This window comes from Methylobacterium sp. Leaf111 (assembly GCF_001423285.1).
In the GTDB taxonomy this organism is placed as follows: domain Bacteria; phylum Pseudomonadota; class Alphaproteobacteria; order Rhizobiales; family Beijerinckiaceae; genus Methylobacterium.
The window spans coordinates 74,271-89,345 of sequence record NZ_LMNE01000056.1; the positions used below are offsets into that span (position 1 = coordinate 74,271).

Annotated in this window: 15 protein-coding genes; 5 read left to right on the forward strand and 10 right to left on the reverse strand. The window is 70.0% G+C overall.

The features are described from left to right. Positions 1–14 precede the first annotated feature (14 nt). A complete protein-coding gene (gene dusB / locus ASF41_RS19770; protein ID WP_056496293.1) occupies positions 15–1,067 on the reverse strand; it encodes a tRNA dihydrouridine synthase DusB in 1,053 nt (350 codons plus the stop codon). A 182-nt stretch (positions 1,068–1,249) separates the two neighbouring features. Between dusB and ASF41_RS19775 the strand changes: the two genes are divergently transcribed. The 3 genes from ASF41_RS19775 to ASF41_RS19785 all read left to right on the forward strand — a co-directional run bounded on the left by ASF41_RS19775 (position 1,250) and on the right by ASF41_RS19785 (position 5,107). Continuing rightward, positions 1,250–2,545, forward strand: coding sequence for a bifunctional 2-C-methyl-D-erythritol 4-phosphate cytidylyltransferase/2-C-methyl-D-erythritol 2,4-cyclodiphosphate synthase (locus ASF41_RS19775; protein WP_056496295.1), 1,296 nt, complete (start codon positions 1,250–1,252; stop codon positions 2,543–2,545). Continuing rightward, positions 2,542–3,045, forward strand: coding sequence for a CinA family protein (locus ASF41_RS19780; RefSeq protein ID WP_056211285.1), 504 nt, complete (start codon positions 2,542–2,544; stop codon positions 3,043–3,045). The genes ASF41_RS19775 and ASF41_RS19780 overlap by 4 nt, the downstream gene beginning before the upstream one ends. A gap of 271 nt (positions 3,046–3,316) precedes the next feature. Beyond that, positions 3,317–5,107 (forward strand): ABC transporter ATP-binding protein, encoded by a 1,791-nt coding sequence (locus tag ASF41_RS19785; protein ID WP_056496297.1) that lies wholly within the window; start codon positions 3,317–3,319, stop codon positions 5,105–5,107. A 13-nt stretch (positions 5,108–5,120) separates the two neighbouring features. Here the strand turns inward: ASF41_RS19785 and ASF41_RS19790 are convergent, their stop codons facing one another. From ASF41_RS19790 to ASF41_RS19830, 9 genes are all read right to left on the reverse strand, one after another. Further along, positions 5,121–5,576: a type II toxin-antitoxin system RatA family toxin gene (locus ASF41_RS19790; protein WP_056496302.1), complete on the reverse strand. Its 456-nt coding sequence runs from the start codon at positions 5,574–5,576 to the stop codon at positions 5,121–5,123. A 7-nt stretch (positions 5,577–5,583) separates the two neighbouring features. Then, positions 5,584–6,546 (reverse strand): lipoyl synthase, encoded by a 963-nt coding sequence (gene lipA, locus ASF41_RS19795; RefSeq protein WP_056496305.1) that lies wholly within the window; start codon positions 6,544–6,546, stop codon positions 5,584–5,586. A gap of 130 nt (positions 6,547–6,676) precedes the next feature. After that, positions 6,677–6,985, reverse strand: coding sequence for a GlsB/YeaQ/YmgE family stress response membrane protein (locus tag ASF41_RS19800; RefSeq protein ID WP_244479725.1), 309 nt, complete (start codon positions 6,983–6,985; stop codon positions 6,677–6,679). Positions 6,986–7,098: 113 nt separating this feature from the next. Continuing rightward, positions 7,099–8,538: a dihydrolipoyl dehydrogenase gene (gene lpdA / locus ASF41_RS19805; RefSeq protein WP_056496308.1), complete on the reverse strand. Its 1,440-nt coding sequence runs from the start codon at positions 8,536–8,538 to the stop codon at positions 7,099–7,101. 86 nt (positions 8,539–8,624) lie between these two features. Beyond that, entirely contained in the window at positions 8,625–10,055 is a 1,431-nt protein-coding gene (locus ASF41_RS19810) for a pyruvate dehydrogenase complex dihydrolipoamide acetyltransferase (protein ID WP_056496311.1), read from the reverse strand. Positions 10,056–10,100: 45 nt separating this feature from the next. Next, a complete protein-coding gene (locus ASF41_RS19815) occupies positions 10,101–10,382 on the reverse strand; it encodes a DUF5076 domain-containing protein (protein ID WP_056211469.1) in 282 nt (93 codons plus the stop codon). Positions 10,383–10,440: 58 nt separating this feature from the next. Continuing rightward, complete coding sequence (locus ASF41_RS19820; RefSeq protein WP_056496447.1) at positions 10,441–11,883, reverse strand: pyruvate dehydrogenase complex E1 component subunit beta; 1,443 nt, start codon at positions 11,881–11,883, stop codon at positions 10,441–10,443. Between the two features lie 100 nt (positions 11,884–11,983). Beyond that, positions 11,984–13,078 (reverse strand): pyruvate dehydrogenase (acetyl-transferring) E1 component subunit alpha, encoded by a 1,095-nt coding sequence (gene pdhA / locus ASF41_RS19825; protein ID WP_056496314.1) that lies wholly within the window; start codon positions 13,076–13,078, stop codon positions 11,984–11,986. Between the two features lie 142 nt (positions 13,079–13,220). Then, complete coding sequence (locus ASF41_RS19830; RefSeq protein ID WP_055953008.1) at positions 13,221–13,532, reverse strand: septum formation initiator family protein; 312 nt, start codon at positions 13,530–13,532, stop codon at positions 13,221–13,223. A gap of 81 nt (positions 13,533–13,613) precedes the next feature. Between ASF41_RS19830 and ASF41_RS19835 the strand changes: the two genes are divergently transcribed. Continuing rightward, positions 13,614–14,501 (forward strand): LysR substrate-binding domain-containing protein, encoded by an 888-nt coding sequence (locus tag ASF41_RS19835; protein WP_200917646.1) that lies wholly within the window; start codon positions 13,614–13,616, stop codon positions 14,499–14,501. Positions 14,502–14,607: 106 nt separating this feature from the next. Continuing rightward, positions 14,608–15,060, forward strand: coding sequence for a manganese-binding transcriptional regulator MntR (gene mntR / locus ASF41_RS19840; protein WP_056211271.1), 453 nt, complete (start codon positions 14,608–14,610; stop codon positions 15,058–15,060). The last annotated feature ends 15 nt before the right edge of the window (positions 15,061–15,075 follow it).

Consider the following 15,075-nt stretch of genomic DNA (forward strand, 5'->3'; position numbering starts at 1 on the left):
CGGCTTGTCCGAGCTCATGCGGCCTCCCCGATGGCGTGCGGCAGTATCCCGCCGCAATCCGCGCCGAAGGCCCGGGCCAGGAGGGTGGTGGCGACCGCCGGGTCCGTGGTGGTGAGAAGGCGCATCCGGTCCTCGGCCGAGAGGCCGCCGCCGGCCTCCGCATAGGCTGCCAGGTGCTTGCGGGCGTGGCGCACGCCCATGCGCAGGCCGTAGAGGGCGAGGAGGCCTTGATAATGCTCCACTGCCAGGGCGGCCTTCTCGGCACCCGACAGGACGGGCGCGGGCTGGCCCGCGAGGCCGGCGGCGAGGGCGCCGACGAGCCAGGGCCGTCCCACCGCCGCCCGCCCGACCATCAGGCCGGCGGCGCCGGAGCGCGCGAGGCAGGTTCGCGCCTCGGCGAGGGTGGCGATGTCGCCGTTGGCGATGACCGGAATGGCTACCGCCTCGACCACGGCGCGAATCGCGACCCAATCGGCCTGGTCCTTGTAGAATTGCTGCCGCGTCCGGCCGTGCACCGTCACGGCGTTCAGCCCGAGCCTCTCGGCCCGGCGCGCGAGGTCGGGGGCATTGAGGTTGGCGTGGTCCCAGCCGAGCCGCATCTTCACCGTGACGGGGACCCGCACGGCCCCCCGCACGGCGGCGAGGATGCGGGTCGCCCCCTCGATGTCGCGCATCAGCGCCGAGCCCGAGGCGACGCCGGTCACCACCTTGGCCGGACAGCCCATGTTGATGTCGATCACGTCCGCCCCGTTGGCTTCTGCGATGCGCGCGGCCTCCGCCATCGGCTCCGGGGCGCAACCCGCGAGCTGCACGATATGCGGATCGACGCCGCTGCCCTCCGCCCGCAGCCGAGCTTCCTGGTCGCCGCGGGCGAGTTCCGCGGCGGCCACCATCTCGGAGACGACCGCGCTCGCACCGAGGCGTCGCGCGATGCGTCGGACATGCAGGTCGGTGACGCCGGACAGCGGTGCCAAGAGGACCGGAACGGGTCGCTCGCCACCGGGGCGCGCGAGGCCACCCTCGGTCTCCGACCCGCGGAGAAAGCTCAAATAATCATCAGCGCACATTGTGCTCAACAAATAGACAAAACGGCAGGCCGCGCAAGCGATTCCCGGGATTTGATTTCAGCTTCTCCCGCGCTTAAACGACAGACCGTCCATCGGTGGGCCACCGAGCCATTCGCTTCGCGCGCGCGTGGGGACTGGTCGGTGCGCGAATCTTCACACACCCGAAGCGCGGGAGCATACCCATGTCCGGTACCGCGTGGAATGCGGCAGCGGTGGTCGTCGCCGCCGGCCGCGGCATCCGCATCGGGGGCGACACCCCGAAACAGTACCGCCGCGTCGGCGGCCAGGCGGTGCTGACCCGGACGCTGGCGGCCCTGGCGGCCCATCCGGGCATCGGTCGAATCCAGCCGGTGATCGCCCCGGACGCCGCGGACTTCTATCGCGCCTGCCTCGACGATCTCGACGCCGCCATCCGGGACAAGCTCGCTGATCCCGTGCCCGGCGGCGCCACCCGCCAGCAATCGGTCCGCGCCGGACTCGAGGCGCTGGACGGCGCCGGCGCACCGGATCTCGTCCTCGTTCACGACGCCGCGCGTCCGCACGTGGATGTGGCCCTGATCGAGCGCGCCCTCGTGGCCGGCCGCGACCATCGCGCCGCCGTGCCGGGCATCGCCGTCACCGACACCATCAAGGTGGTGGAGGACCTCGGCGACGGCACCGGCCGCGTCCGCGAGACGCCGCAGCGCGAGGGCCTGCGCGCGGTGCAGACGCCCCAGTCCTTCGCCTACGGCCCGCTGCGCGACGCCCATCGCCGCGCGGCCGAGGCAGACCTGCACGCCTTCACCGACGACGGGGCCCTCGCCGAGTGGGCCGGCATAGCCGTCGTCGTCTTCGAGGGCGACCCGCGCAACCGCAAGATCACCCAGCCGGCCGACCTGATCGAGGCCGATCGCGGCTTCTCCGGCCAACACCCCAACGCCCTGAGCGAGGCCCATCCCATGACCACCTACGTCACCCGCCTCGGTACCGGCTTCGATGTCCACGCCTTCACGGAGGGCGACCATGTCTGGCTCGGTGGCGTGAAGATCCCGGCGGACCGGGGCGTCCTCGCCCACTCGGACGGCGACGTCGCCCTCCACGCCCTCACCGATGCCCTGCTCGGTGCAATCGCGGACGGCGATATCGGCACCCATTTCCCGCCGAGTGACGAGCAGTGGCGCGGCGCCTCGTCCGACCGCTTCCTCGCCCATGCGGTGGACCTGGTGCGAGCGCGCGGCGGCAAGATCGACCACCTGGACATCACCGTCCTGGCCGAGGCCCCGCGCATCGGCGCGCATCGCGAAGCCATCCGCGCCCGTATCGCCGAGATCGCCTGCGTGCCGCTGAGTTCCGTCTCGATCAAGGCGACCACCACCGAGAAGCTCGGCTTCGTCGGCCGTGCCGAGGGCCTCGCCGCTCAGGCCGCCGCCACGGTGCGGCTGCCCGAGATGACGGCCTTGCTCAACGCCGCCGACGAGACGGCCGAGCGCCGCGCGTGATCGACGATCCCGCCCTGCTGGCCCGGGCGGAGGCGCTTGTCGCCGCCTACGCGGCGGCGGGCCTGACGGTCGCCACGGCCGAATCCTGCACCGGCGGCCTCGTCGCCGGGCTGCTCACCGCGATCCCGGGCTCCTCGGCGGTGGTGGAGCGTGGCTTCGTCACCTACTCGAACGCCGCGAAATCCGAGTGCATCGGCGTACCCGCCGACCTCATCGCCGCCCACGGCGCAGTGAGTGCGCCGGTGGCCCGCGCCATGGCCGATGGGGCCCTGGCCCATGCCCGCGCCAGTGTCGCTGTCGCGATCACCGGTATCGCCGGGCCCGGCGGCGGCAGCGCCGACAAGCCGGTCGGCCTCGTGCATTTCGGTCTCGCCGCCAGGGGCAACACCGTGCGCCACCTGGAGCGTCGCTACGGCGACCTCGGCCGCACCGAAATCCGCCGGCAGGCGGTGGCCGATGCGCTCGGCCTCCTCGAATCGGTCCTCGCACCGACGTCTTGAAACCGACACGCCCGACTGCCAGGATGCCACTCACGGCGCACTCACGCCGTGTTCGTCCGCGAACCCATGGGGAGGCTGCATGACATCGATATCGTTCGCCGCCCCGGCCCGCCCGCCCGCGCCGCGTGCGCCTGCCGGTCTGACGTCGCCGCGCGCCTGAGCGCGCCAGCGCGCCAGCGCGTCCCCGTTCCGTCCCCCCTTCTTCGGCCACTCGCTGCGGCGCCCGGGCCGTCCACGGAGTCGGCGCGCGTTCCGCGCCGTGATCGCGTCCATGATTCTCGACCGCCTGAAAGGCGCGGAGGCCTATCGGGCCGTTCTCGCGTTCCTCGTCCGCCAGTGGCGCAGTCGGTTCCGCCTCCTCGGCGGTGTCGTCGCGGCGATCGTCGGATCGACCCTGGCCGACGTGTTCCTGCCCCTGTTCGCCGGTCGGCTGGTCGACGCGCTCTCGGCCGTCGACCGCGCGTCGGCCCGCTTGGATGCCCTCGTCGCCTTCGCCGCCATGGGCGGCCTCGGGCTCGTCACCCTGGGTCTACGTCACGTGGCTTGGTCCCTTGTGGTGCCGCTCACCCTCTCGACCATGCAGACGGTGGCGCAGGCAGGCTTCCACCGGGTTCAGCGCCTTTCCACCGAGTGGCACGCCAACAGCTTCTCGGGCTCCACCGTGCGCAAGGTCTCGCGCGGGATGTGGGCCCTCGAAGGCCTGAACGACACGCTGTTGCTGGAACTGCTGCCGGCCTTCGTGGTGCTCGTCGGCACCATGTTGCTCCTCGGCTTGCAATGGCCCGTGATGGGGCTGGTGATCGGCCTCGGCTCGCTGATCTATCTCGGCATCGTCGTGGCCCTCGCCACGCGGGTTATCGCACCGGCGGCCCAGCTCTCCAACGTCTGGGATTCCCGGCTCGGCGGAGCCCTGAGCGACGCAGTCGGGGCCAATGCGGTGGTCAAGGCCTTCGGCGCCGAGGCGCGCGAGGATGCGCGCCTCGCGCGGCTCCTCGGCAAGTGGAACCGGCGTACGCACCGCACCTGGATGCGGATCACCTGGAGCATCACGGCGCAGTTCGCGCTGCTCCTCCTGCTGCGCACGGCGATCGTCGGCACGGCCCTGTGGCTGTGGTGGACGGGGGCGGCGACTCCCGGCGACGTGGCGTACGTGCTCACCACCTACTTCGTGGTGCATGGCTACCTGCGGGACATCGGCAGTCAGATCAACCGGGTGCAGCGGGGGGTGAACGAGATGGAGGAACTCGTGGCCCTCGAGGCCGAGCCCTACGGCGTCGCGGATCGGCCGGGCGCCACGGCGCTCGTCGCAAAGGGCGGCGACCTCCGGTTCGACCGCGTCACCTTCCACTATGCCGGGCACGCGACGCCGCTCTATCGCGACCTCTCGGTGCACATCCCCGCCGGGCAGCGGGTCGGGCTCGTCGGCCGCTCGGGCTCCGGCAAGACGACCTTCGTCAAGCTGGTGCAGCGCCTCTACGACGTCACGGGCGGCCGCGTCTGCATCGAGGGGCGGGACGTCGCCGGCGTGACGCAGGCGTCCCTGCGCGCCCACATCGCCATCGTGCCGCAGGAGCCCGTCCTGTTCCACCGGTCGCTGGCCGAGAACATCGCCTATGCCCGCCCCGGGGCCTCGGCGGACGAGATCGCGCGCGCGGCCCGCCTCGCCAACGCGCACGACTTCATCGCCCGCCTGCCTCAGGGCTACGCCACCTTGGTGGGCGAACGCGGCGTCAAGCTCTCGGGCGGCGAGCGCCAGCGGGTGGCGCTGGCCCGCGCCTTCCTGGCCGACGCGCCGATCCTCATTCTCGACGAGGCCACCTCGAGCCTCGACTCGGAATCGGAGGCGCTGATCCAGGAGGCGATGGAGCGGCTGATGCGCGGGCGCACGGCCATCGTGATTGCGCACCGGCTCTCCACCGTGCGCGCGCTCGACCGGATCCTCGTCTTCGACGGCGGCCGCATCGTCGAGGACGGGACCCACGACGACCTGCGGGTTCGGCCGGGGGGACGCTACCGCGCCCTGTTCGAGCGCCAGGCCAGCGGCGGCGTGGTGGCGGCGTGAAGGGCGGCGCGGCTCAGGCCGCGCCGTAGACCCGGTTCGCCCGCGCCTCGAAGGCGTCTGTGAATTTGCGGAAGGCGCGATCGAACATCGTGCCCATGAGCATCCCGAGCGTCCGGCTCTTGAACTCGTAGGTGATGAAGAAATCGATCGTGCACGCCCCGTCCACGGCTTCCTTGAAGGCCCAGCGGTTCTCGAGGTGGCGGAACGGGCCGTCGATGTACTCGGCGACGATGCGCAGGTTCTGGGGGTCGAGGGTGACGCGCGTGGTGAAGCGCTCGCGGATCGCCTTGTAGCCGACGCCCATCTCGGCCACGAGCACCTCCGTGCCGTCCGCCCCCGGCTGGCGCCGGAGCACACGCAGAGATTCGCAGAGGGGCAGGAAGTCCGGGTAGCGCTCCACGTCGGCCACGAGGTCGTACATCTGGCGCGGCGAGTGGCGCACCGCGCGGTTGATCCGGAATGAGGGCATCGAGACTCTAGGCGTTGGCGATGCGGGCGAGACGGGCCGCCTTCAGCTTTGCGAAATCCTCTCCGGCGTGATGGGAGGAGCGGGTCAGGGGCGTCGCCGAGACGAGGAGGAAGCCCTTGGTGTAGGCGGTGGTTTCCAGGCCCCTGAACTCGTCCGGGGGCACGAAGCGCACCACCTCGTGGTGCTTCTTGGTCGGCTGGAGGTACTGGCCGATGGTGAGGAAGTCGACATCCGCCGAGCGCAGGTCGTCCATGAGCTGAACCACCTCGTTCCGTTCCTCGCCGAGGCCGACCATGATGCCGGACTTGGTGAAGATGGTCGGGTCGAGTTCCTTCACGCGCTGAAGCAGGCGCACCGAGTGGAAGTAGCGCGCGCCGGGGCGGACCGTGAGGTAGTTACCCGGCACGGTCTCCATATTGTGGTTGAACACGTCGGGCCGGGCCGCGACCACGATCTCAAGGGCGCCGGCTTTGCGCAGGAAATCCGGGGTGAGCACCTCGATGGTTGTGGCGGGGCTGCGCACGCGGATCGCCCGGATGGTGCGGGCGAAGTGCTCGGCGCCGCCATCGGCGAGATCGTCGCGATCCACCGAGGTGATCACCACGTGGTGCAGGCCGAGCTTGGCCACGGAATCCGCGACCTTGTCGGGTTCGCCCACATCGAGGCCCTCCGGAAGGCCGGTGCGCACGTTGCAGAAGGCGCAGGCCCGCGTGCAGGTGTCGCCCATGATCATGAAGGTGGCGTGCTTCTTCTCCCAGCACTCGCCGATGTTGGGGCAGCCGGCCTCCTCGCAGACCGTGACGAGGCCGTGCTCGTGGACGATCCTGCGCGTGTCCTCCCAGCCCTTGGAGCCGGGGGCCTTCACGCGAATCCAGTCGGGCTTGCGCTGAATCGGCTTATCGGGCCGGTGCGCCTTCTCGGGGTGGCGCGGACGCTGGTCGTTACGAAGGAGGTCGAGGACGACGGCCATGACAATCCACGGGATTCGCCCGCGAGACGCCGGCGCGTGCCCAGGACTTAAGGCGTGACGCCCCCGACCGCAAACCCGCCGCGGCGGAACGGCGCGACAGGGGCCGTCGTTCGTCAGCTCCGCCGCCGGCTCAATACCGGCGTCCGGCCACCGTCGGGTCGATCGTGGCCATTAGGATCGCGCCGACCGTCGCCGAGATCGGGTTGTGCGAGAATCCGAAGATCGGGATGGGCCGCTTGTGGGCGAGGCCGTTGCCGAGCCAGCCGCAGAGGATCCCCGTCACGAAATCGGCAAGGCGACCCATGTTCGCCGCGGTCAACCGCTCGGCGAGCCATCCCGCCAGCGCCCCGACGACGATCGCCATAAGCAAGGCGACGCCGGGCTGACCCAGGGCGCCGTAGACGTGTCCATCCAGCGCGGGCTCTCCTGTGCGCGGCACGCGATCGTTCCGGTCGGCGGGCGCTCGGGTGTCGCCTTGGCCGGCGGCTTGCGAGGCGGGCGTTCGGCGCGGCCTCGGAGGGGCGGCTGTGCCGCTTGGGTCGTAGCGCGGGATCAGGTGTGGATTACCTTCCCGTATGCATCCAGCACGCTCTCGTGCATCATCTCGCTGAGCGTCGGGTGCGGGAAGACCGTGTGCATCAGGTCTTCTTCGGTGGTCTCCAGGTTCATGGCGACGACGTAGCCCTGGATCAGCTCGGTGACTTCGGCGCCGATCATGTGGGCGCCCAGCAACTGGCCGGTCTTGGCGTCGAAGATCGTCTTCACCAGGCCGTCCGGCTCGCCCAGCGCGATGGCCTTGCCGTTGCCCGCGAAGGGAAACCGGCCGACCTTCACGGCGAAGCCCTGCTCCTTGGCCTTGGCCTCGGTGAGGCCCACCGAGGCGATCTGCGGCTGGCAGTAGGTACAGCCGGGGATCTTGGCCTTGTCCATGGCGTGGGTGTGCAGGCCCTTGATCGTCTCGACGCAGAGCACGCCCTCGTGCTCGGCCTTGTGGGCGAGCATCGGCGGCCCGGCGACGTCGCCGATGGCGTAGACGCCGGGCACATTGGTGCGCCCGAGGCCGTCGGTGACCACGATCCCGCGCTCGATGGTAACCCCGAGAGTCTCGAGGCCGATGCCCTCGATGTTGCCGACGACGCCCACCGCCGAGATCAGCTTCTCCGCCGTCAGTTGCTGGGACTTGCCGTCCCCCGTCTCGATCGTCGCCGTAACGGCGTCGGCGGACTTCTCTACCTTCGTCACCTTGGCGCCGGTGAGGATCTTGATGCCCTGCTTCTCGAAGCGCTTACGGGCGAGGCCCGCGATTTCGGCGTCCTCCACCGGCAGGATCTGCGGCAGCAGCTCGATCACCGTCACCTCGGCGCCCATGGTGCGGTAGAACGAGGCGAACTCGATGCCGATGGCGCCGGAGCCCATGACCAGCAGGCTCTTCGGCATCGTCTCTGGCACCATGGCCTCGTAGTAGGTCCAGATCTGCTTCTTGTCCGGCTCGATGCCCGGTATGGCGCGGGGCCGCGCTCCGGTGGCGACGATGATGTGCTTGGCGGAATAGGCGCCCGCCGCCAGAGCGCCCTTGGGGGCCGGGGCGCGGGTGGTCTCCTTGACGGTGACTTGGCCCGGCTGATTACCCTTGGCGGCCGCCGTGATGGTGGCCTCGCCCCAAATCACGTCAACCTTGTTCTTCTTCAGCAGCATGCCGACGCCGCCGTTCAGTCGGGTCGAGACCCCGCGCGAGCGCTTGACGATTGCCGCGGTGTCGAATCCGACCTTCTCGGCCGACAGGCCGTAATCGGAGGCGTGCTGCATGTAGTGGTAGATCTCGGCCGTGCGCAGCAGCGCCTTGGTGGGGATGCAGCCCCAGTTCAGGCAGATGCCGCCGAGATGCTCGCGGTCCACCACCGCCGTCTTGAACCCGAGCTGCGCCGCCCGAATCGCCGCCACGTAGCCGCCGGGGCCGGCGCCGATGATGAGGATGTCATAGGTGTCGGCCATTGGGCGCTCCTACGTCCTCCACGCACTGGGAGGGACCGGGGTGGGGGTGGTTCAGCCGTATTCGCCAGGCGGACGCTCCGTCCCGCCTAAACCAGCATCCCCATGGGGTTCTCGATCAGCGCCTTGAACGCCGAGATCAGTTCGGCGCCCAACGCTCCGTCGAGGACGCGGTGGTCGCAGGACAGGGTGGTGGTCATCACCTGGGCCACGGCCGGGGCGCCGTCGCGGACCACGATGCGCTTCTCGCCCGCACCCACCGCCAGGATCGAAGATTGCGGCGGGTTGATCACCGCCGTGAAGTGCTTGATGCCGAACATGCCGAGGTTGGACACGGAGGTGACGCCACCCTGGTATTCCTCGGGCTTCAGCTTCTTGGCCCGCGCCCGGGCGGCGAAGTCCTTCATCTCGTTGGAGATGGTGGAGAGCGTCTTCTGGTCGGCCCGGCGGATCACCGGCGTGTACAGGCCGCCATCGATGGCGACCGCCACGCCGACCTCGGCATTGTCGAAGCGCAGGATCCGGTCCTCGGCCCAGACGGCGTTGGCCGCCGGAACCCGCATCAGGGCGAGGCCCATCGCCTTGATGACGAAGTCGTTGACCGAGAGTTTGAACAGAGGCTTGCCGTCCTTGGTCTTGCCGGCGCTCGTGTTGAGCTGTTCGCGCAGGGCCATCAACGCATCGAGCTCGCAATCCACCGTCAGGTAGAAGTGCGGCGCCAGCTGCATCGCCTCAGTGAGGCGTTTGGCGATGGTCTTGCGCATGCCGTCGAGGGGGACTTCCTCGTAAGTGCCCTTCGGGTAGAAGCCGCGTACCTGGTCCGTGGAAAGGCCGGCGGGGGGCACCGCCTTGGCGGGGGGCGGTGCGGCCTGTGCGGACGCCGCTTGCGGGGTCTCGACGGGCTTCGGCGCGGCGGCGGGGGCCGCCTTGCCGGTTCCGGCCGCGAGCGCCGCGCGGACGTCGCGCTCGATCACCCGCCCGCGCGGGCCGGAGCCCGTCACCGCACCGAGATCGACCCCTTCCTGCTTGGCGATGCGGCGGGCCAACGGCGATGCGAAGACGCGTCCGACCTCGTTCGAGGGCGCGGCGCCGGGGCTCGCGCCCTCGCTCTTGCCACCCGTGGGCTTCGCGCCGTCCGGGGCCTCGTTCACCCGGGCATAGGACATCGTTCCGCCGCCGGGCGTGGCGTTCTCGGCGGTCGCCTCCACCTTGGGGGATTCGGCCTTCGGGGCTTCGGCGGCCCCGCCGCCGGGGGCCTGCACGCTGGCCGGGTCCTCGCCGTCCGCCGCGATGATGGCGATCAGGTCGTTCACCGGCACGTCGGCCGTGCCCTCGGCCACCAGGATCTTGGCCAGCACGCCCTCGTCGATGGCCTCCACCTCCATGGTCGCCTTGTCGGTCTCGATCTCGGCGAGCACGTCGCCGGACTTCACCGCGTCCCCCTCCTTCTTCAGCCACTTGGCGAGGTTGCCCTTCTCCATCGTGGGCGACAGGGCGGGCATCAGGACGTTGATCGGCATGGGGGGAATCCTGATCGTCAGCGGGCGATATCGGGGGAGCGGCGGTCAGTTCAGTATCGGCGCGTCGGGGTCGAGGCTCTCGGCTTCGAAGCCGGCGCGGATGCGCGCGAAGGCGTCATCCTCCGACATCTCGGTCTCCAGCGCGTAGACCCGCGCCGCCTGACGGGCGAGATCGGCGAGGAGGCGCCCCCAGGTGGCTGCGTCGTCGAAGGAGCGCCGCAGGGCGATGCTCACGGCCCCGTCGACGACGCTGGCGCGAAGGACCTCGACGCCACCGTTCTCGAGGGCATCCGGCGGGGCGGACAGTTCTTCGAATTTGTCGGTCATCATCTCGTCTCCGGTCTCTCCCCGGACGGGGAGAGTGGGAGGGGAACGCGCGCGGCCCTCAGCGGTAGCAGACCGCCTTTGCCGCCTCGATCACCTCGGCGACGTTGGGGAGCGCCAGCTTCTCGAGGTTGGCGGCGTAGGGCATCGGCACGTCCTTGCCGGTGACTCGCAGGACCGGGGCGTCGAGGTAGTCGAAGGCATCGACCATCAGGCGGGCCGAGATCTCGGCGCCGATGCCCGATTGCGGGAAGCCCTCCTCCACGGTGACGCAGCGGCCGGTCTTCTTCACCGATTCCACCACCGTGTCGGTGTCCATCGGGCGCAGGGTTCGCAGATCGATCACCTCCGCCTCGATACCCTCCTCGGCGAGGGCCTGCGCCGCCTTGAGGGCGTAGGTCATGCCGATGGAGAACGACACGATGGTCACGTCGGTGCCGGGACGGTGAATCCGTGCCTTGCCGATCGGCAGCACGAAGTCGTCGAGCTTCGGCACCGGGAAGCTCTGGCCGTAGAGAATCTCGTTCTCGAGGAAGATGATCGGGTTGGGATCGCGGATGGCCGCCTTGAGCAGGCCCTTGGCGTCCGACGCGGTGTAGGGCGCGATGACCTTCAGGCCGGGCACGTTGGAGTACCAGGCCGAGTAGTCGTGGCTGTGCTGGGCGCCGACGCGGGCGGCCGCACCGTTGGGGCCGCGGAACACGATGGGACAGCCGAGCTGGCCGCCGGACATGTAGAGGGTCTTGGCCGCCGAGTTGATGATATGGTCGATCGCCTGCATGGCGAAGTTAAAGGTCATGAACTCCACGATGGGACGCAGGCCCGTGAAGGCCGCGCCGACGCCGATGCCGGCGAAGCCGTGCTCGGTGATCGGGGTGTCGACGACGCGGCGGGCGCCGAACTCCTGCAGCAGCCCCTGCGTGATCTTGTAGGCACCCTGGTACTCGGCGACCTCCTCGCCCATCACGAAGACGGCGTCGTCCTTGCGCATCTCCTCGGCCATGGCGTCGCGCAGGGCCTCGCGGACGGTCGTCGAGACCATCTCGGTGCCCTCCGGAAACTCCTCCATGACCGGCGCCGGCGCTTTGTTGGTGATGGTGGCGGGGGCCGCCGGGGCCCTGGGCGCGTCGTCGCCGGTCTTGGCGCTCGGGGCCGGCTTCTCGGCTTGGCCCTCGGCCTCCATGTCGGGCGCCGGAGCGGGCTGCGCGGACGTCTCGGGTTTCGGGACACCGCCGCCAGCGGACGCTGCCGAAACGTCCTCGCCCTCGGCGGCGATGATCGCGATCGGCGTGTTGACCTTCACGCCCTCGGTGCCCTCCTCGACGAGGATCTTGGCGAGCACGCCCTCGTCGATGGCCTCGACCTCCATGGTCGCCTTGTCGGTCTCGATCTCGGCCAGCACGTCGCCGGATTTGACCGGGTCACCCGCCTTCTTCAGCCACTTCGAGAGCTTGCCCTCCTCCATGGTCGGGGAGAGGGCGGGCATCAGGATGTCGGTCGCCATGAAATACTCGTCGATCGAGGATGAGGCGGTCAGCCCTTCGGAGACGGGGGGTGCGGCCGCATGCGCGGGATGCCGCCCCATCTCCGACACATGATGGGTCTCAGGCGCGGGCTTCCAGCAGGATGTCGGTCCACAGCTCGGACGGATCCGGCTCGGGATCGTGCGTGGCGAACTCGGCGGATTCGTTCACGGTTTCGCGCACCTTGGCGTCGGCGGCCTTCAGCTCGGCCTCGGGCACCCCGTGCATCTCGATCAGGCGCTTGCGCACCATCTCGATCGGGTCGTGCTCCTCGCGCATCTTCGAGACCTCGTCCTTGGTCCGGTACTTGGCCGGGTCGGACATCGAGTGGCCGCGATAGCGGTAGGTCTGCATCTCGAGGATGTAGGGACCCTCGCCCGAGCGGGCGTGCTGGATCGCCCGGGTCGCGGCCTCCCGCACGGTGCGCACGTCCATGCCGTCCACCTGCTCGCCGGGGATGCCGAAGGAGATGCCGCGCCGGGAGAAGTCGGTCTGGGCCGAGGCGCGGGCCACCGAAGTGCCCATGGCGTAGCGGTTGTTCTCGATCACGTAGACCACCGGCAGCTTCCAGAGCTGCGCCATGTTGAAGCTCTCGTAGACTTGGCCCTGGTTGGCCGCACCGTCACCCATGTAGGTCAGGCTGACATTGCCGTTCTTCTTGTAGGCGTCGGCGAAGGCCAGCCCCGTCCCAAGCGAGACCTGGGCGCCGACGATGCCGTGGCCGCCGAAGAACTGCTTTTCGCGGGAGAACATGTGCATCGAGCCGCCCTTGCCGCGGCTGTAGCCGCCGCGCCGGCCGGTCAGCTCGGCCATGACGCCCTTCGGATCCATGCCGCAGGCGAGCATGTGGCCATGGTCGCGGTACCCGGTGATGACCTGGTCGCCGTCGACCGAGGCCATCTGCATGCCGATGACCACCGCTTCCTGGCCGATGTAGAGGTGGCAGAAGCCGCCGATCAGGCCCATGCCGTAGAGCTGTCCGGCCTTCTCCTCGAAGCGCCGGATCAGCAGCATCTCGTGATAGGCGTGGAGATCTTCCTCGCGGGTGAACTGCGGCGCGTTCGGGGCCGGCGCGTGGGTTTCGGCCGCGCCCGTGGGCTTCGCCCCCCCGGATCGCTCAGCCCCCGCCCGGCTTGTGTCGGAGGCGGCTTGGCCTGCATCCTTCGCGGCATCCATCGGCAACTCCCCGGGACCATCTGTTCACCCGGGGTTCTAGGGCACGCCCGAAGTGAAAGCGAGGCCGCCCACCCGACAGAACGGGGAAGTTGTCAGTTGCGAAGCGCCTGCGCGGGCGACGGGTTTCGCCGTCCGGGGCCGATCAGGGATCGATGATGACCACGTCGTTGGCATGGACACGGCCGAGCATGACGCGGGCGCGCTCCTCCAGGAGGTCGCGATCGATCTGATCGCTGCGCAGCAGGGCCACCCGGTGCTCCCAGATTGCCCGGTCCGCCTTGGCGGCGTTGAGCTCCTGATTCAGGGCGCGGGCCTGGACCTTGAGGGCGCGCTTGGCCTCGAGGCCGCGGTTGCCGCTTTCGGCCTGATGCACGAAGAAGCCCACGACGAGGCCCGACACGGCGTAGAGGCCGAGGGGCATCAGAACAGCACGGACGCGACGACGGACCACCATGCCGGCACGATGCACCCACAGGGTTAAGGAAGTGCTGACGGAACCGCGAAGGGTCGCCCCGCGCGGGGGGGCAACGAGCCGATGATGCGCTTCGATCTGGTCGATCTCTCGCTGTTCCGGCACGTGGTGGAGGCGGGCTCGATCACCCACGGCGCGGCCCGGGCCAATCTCGCCCTCGCCGCCGCCTCGGTGCGCATCCGCGCCATGGAGGAGACCCTCGGGGCCGCGCTGCTGACGCGGGGGCGCCAGGGGGTGGTGCCGACGCCGGCTGGGCGGTCGCTCCTCGCCCATGCGCGCGGGCTCCTCGACGGGATCGACCGGATGCAGGAGGACCTGGCCGCCTTCTCGGGCGGCACGGTGGGGCAGATCCGCCTCGTCTCGAACACCAACGCCCTCACGGAATTCCTGCCCGAGGTCCTGAGCGCCTTCCTGGCCCGTCAGGCCGGTGTCAGCGTGGACATCGAGGAGCGGACCTCGGACGAGATCGTCGGGCTGGTGGCCGAGGGCTCGGCCGATCTCGGTATCGTCGCCGGCACCGTCGATACCGGCGCCCTGGAGACCTATCCGTTCCGGCAGGACCGCTTCGTCATGGTGGCGGCCACCGGGCACCCCCTGGCGGCGCGTGCCTCGGTCGCCTTCGCGGAGGTGATCGAGCATCCCCTGGTCGGCCTCGACCGGACCAGCGCCCTCACCCGCTTCCTGGCCGACAAGGCCGCGCGCACGGGCCGGCCTCCGATGCGCCTCCGGGTGCAGCTGCGCAGTTTCGACGCGATCTGCCGGCTCGTGGCCTGTGACGTCGGCCTCGGCATCGTCCCCGAGACCACTGCGGCCCGTGCCGCGCGCACCATGGCCCTCGCCATCGTGCCCCTGGAGGATGCCTGGGCCCTGCGCGATCTCACGATCTGCCTGCGCTCGCTGGACGATCTGCCCCGGTTCACGCGGGATTTTGTGGCTCACCTGCGCGGTTGAGGCGGCTTTCGGACCCCGGGGGCTCCCATCCGGGGCGCGGCTTCGGTACAAACCGGCTCGGGCTCCCGTTCGAGGGCGCCATTGTTCGGGGGAGTTCGCCGGCCACATGCAGGATTCGACGTCCTCCGCGCCCGACACCTCCCTGGTCGATCCCGACGTCCACGTGGAGAGCTTTCGGCAAGCCCGCGAGGCGCGCCGGCTGGAACTCGTCGAGGATTACGTCGAGCTCATCGCCGACCTGATCGGCGATGGCGGCGAGGCGCGGCAGGTGGATATCGCCGCGCGCCTCGGCGTGGCCCAGCCGACCGTCGCCAAGATGCTGAAGCGCCTCGCCGAGGACGGCCTCGTTCAGCAGCGCCCCTATCGGGGCGTCTTCCTCACGGAGGCCGGGCAGGCCCTGGCCGTGCAGAGCCGCGAGCGCCACCGCATCGTCGAGCAGTTCCTCTGCGCGCTCGGGGTCAGCCCCGAGATCGCCCGCCGCGACGCCGAGGGCATCGAGCATCACGTCAGCGCCGAGACCCTGGAAGCCTTCCGTCTGTTCACGGCCAAATCCGCCTAGGGTCCGGTCGGATCC

What these genes read in the sequence shown, in the direction of transcription:
- dusB (WP_056496293.1), bottom strand. Translation starts at nt 1,067, where the DNA reads ATGTGCGCTGATGATTATTTGAGCTTTCTCCGCGGGTCGGAGACCGAG.
- lipA (WP_056496305.1), bottom strand. Translation starts at nt 6,546, where the DNA reads ATGGCCGTCGTCCTCGACCTCCTTCGTAACGACCAGCGTCCGCGCCAC.
- ASF41_RS19830 (WP_055953008.1), bottom strand. Translation starts at nt 13,532, where the DNA reads ATGGTGGTCCGTCGTCGCGTCCGTGCTGTTCTGATGCCCCTCGGCCTC.
- ASF41_RS19815 (WP_056211469.1), bottom strand. Translation starts at nt 10,382, where the DNA reads ATGACCGACAAATTCGAAGAACTGTCCGCCCCGCCGGATGCCCTCGAG.
- ASF41_RS19835 (WP_200917646.1), top strand. Translation starts at nt 13,614, where the DNA reads ATGATGCGCTTCGATCTGGTCGATCTCTCGCTGTTCCGGCACGTGGTG.
- ASF41_RS19790 (WP_056496302.1), bottom strand. Translation starts at nt 5,576, where the DNA reads ATGCCCTCATTCCGGATCAACCGCGCGGTGCGCCACTCGCCGCGCCAG.
- ASF41_RS19775 (WP_056496295.1), top strand. Translation starts at nt 1,250, where the DNA reads ATGTCCGGTACCGCGTGGAATGCGGCAGCGGTGGTCGTCGCCGCCGGC.
- ASF41_RS19785 (WP_056496297.1), top strand. Translation starts at nt 3,317, where the DNA reads ATGATTCTCGACCGCCTGAAAGGCGCGGAGGCCTATCGGGCCGTTCTC.
- ASF41_RS19810 (WP_056496311.1), bottom strand. Translation starts at nt 10,055, where the DNA reads ATGCCGATCAACGTCCTGATGCCCGCCCTGTCGCCCACGATGGAGAAG.
- lpdA (WP_056496308.1), bottom strand. Translation starts at nt 8,538, where the DNA reads ATGGCCGACACCTATGACATCCTCATCATCGGCGCCGGCCCCGGCGGC.
- pdhA (WP_056496314.1), bottom strand. Translation starts at nt 13,078, where the DNA reads ATGGATGCCGCGAAGGATGCAGGCCAAGCCGCCTCCGACACAAGCCGG.
- ASF41_RS19820 (WP_056496447.1), bottom strand. Translation starts at nt 11,883, where the DNA reads ATGGCGACCGACATCCTGATGCCCGCCCTCTCCCCGACCATGGAGGAG.
- mntR (WP_056211271.1), top strand. Translation starts at nt 14,608, where the DNA reads ATGCAGGATTCGACGTCCTCCGCGCCCGACACCTCCCTGGTCGATCCC.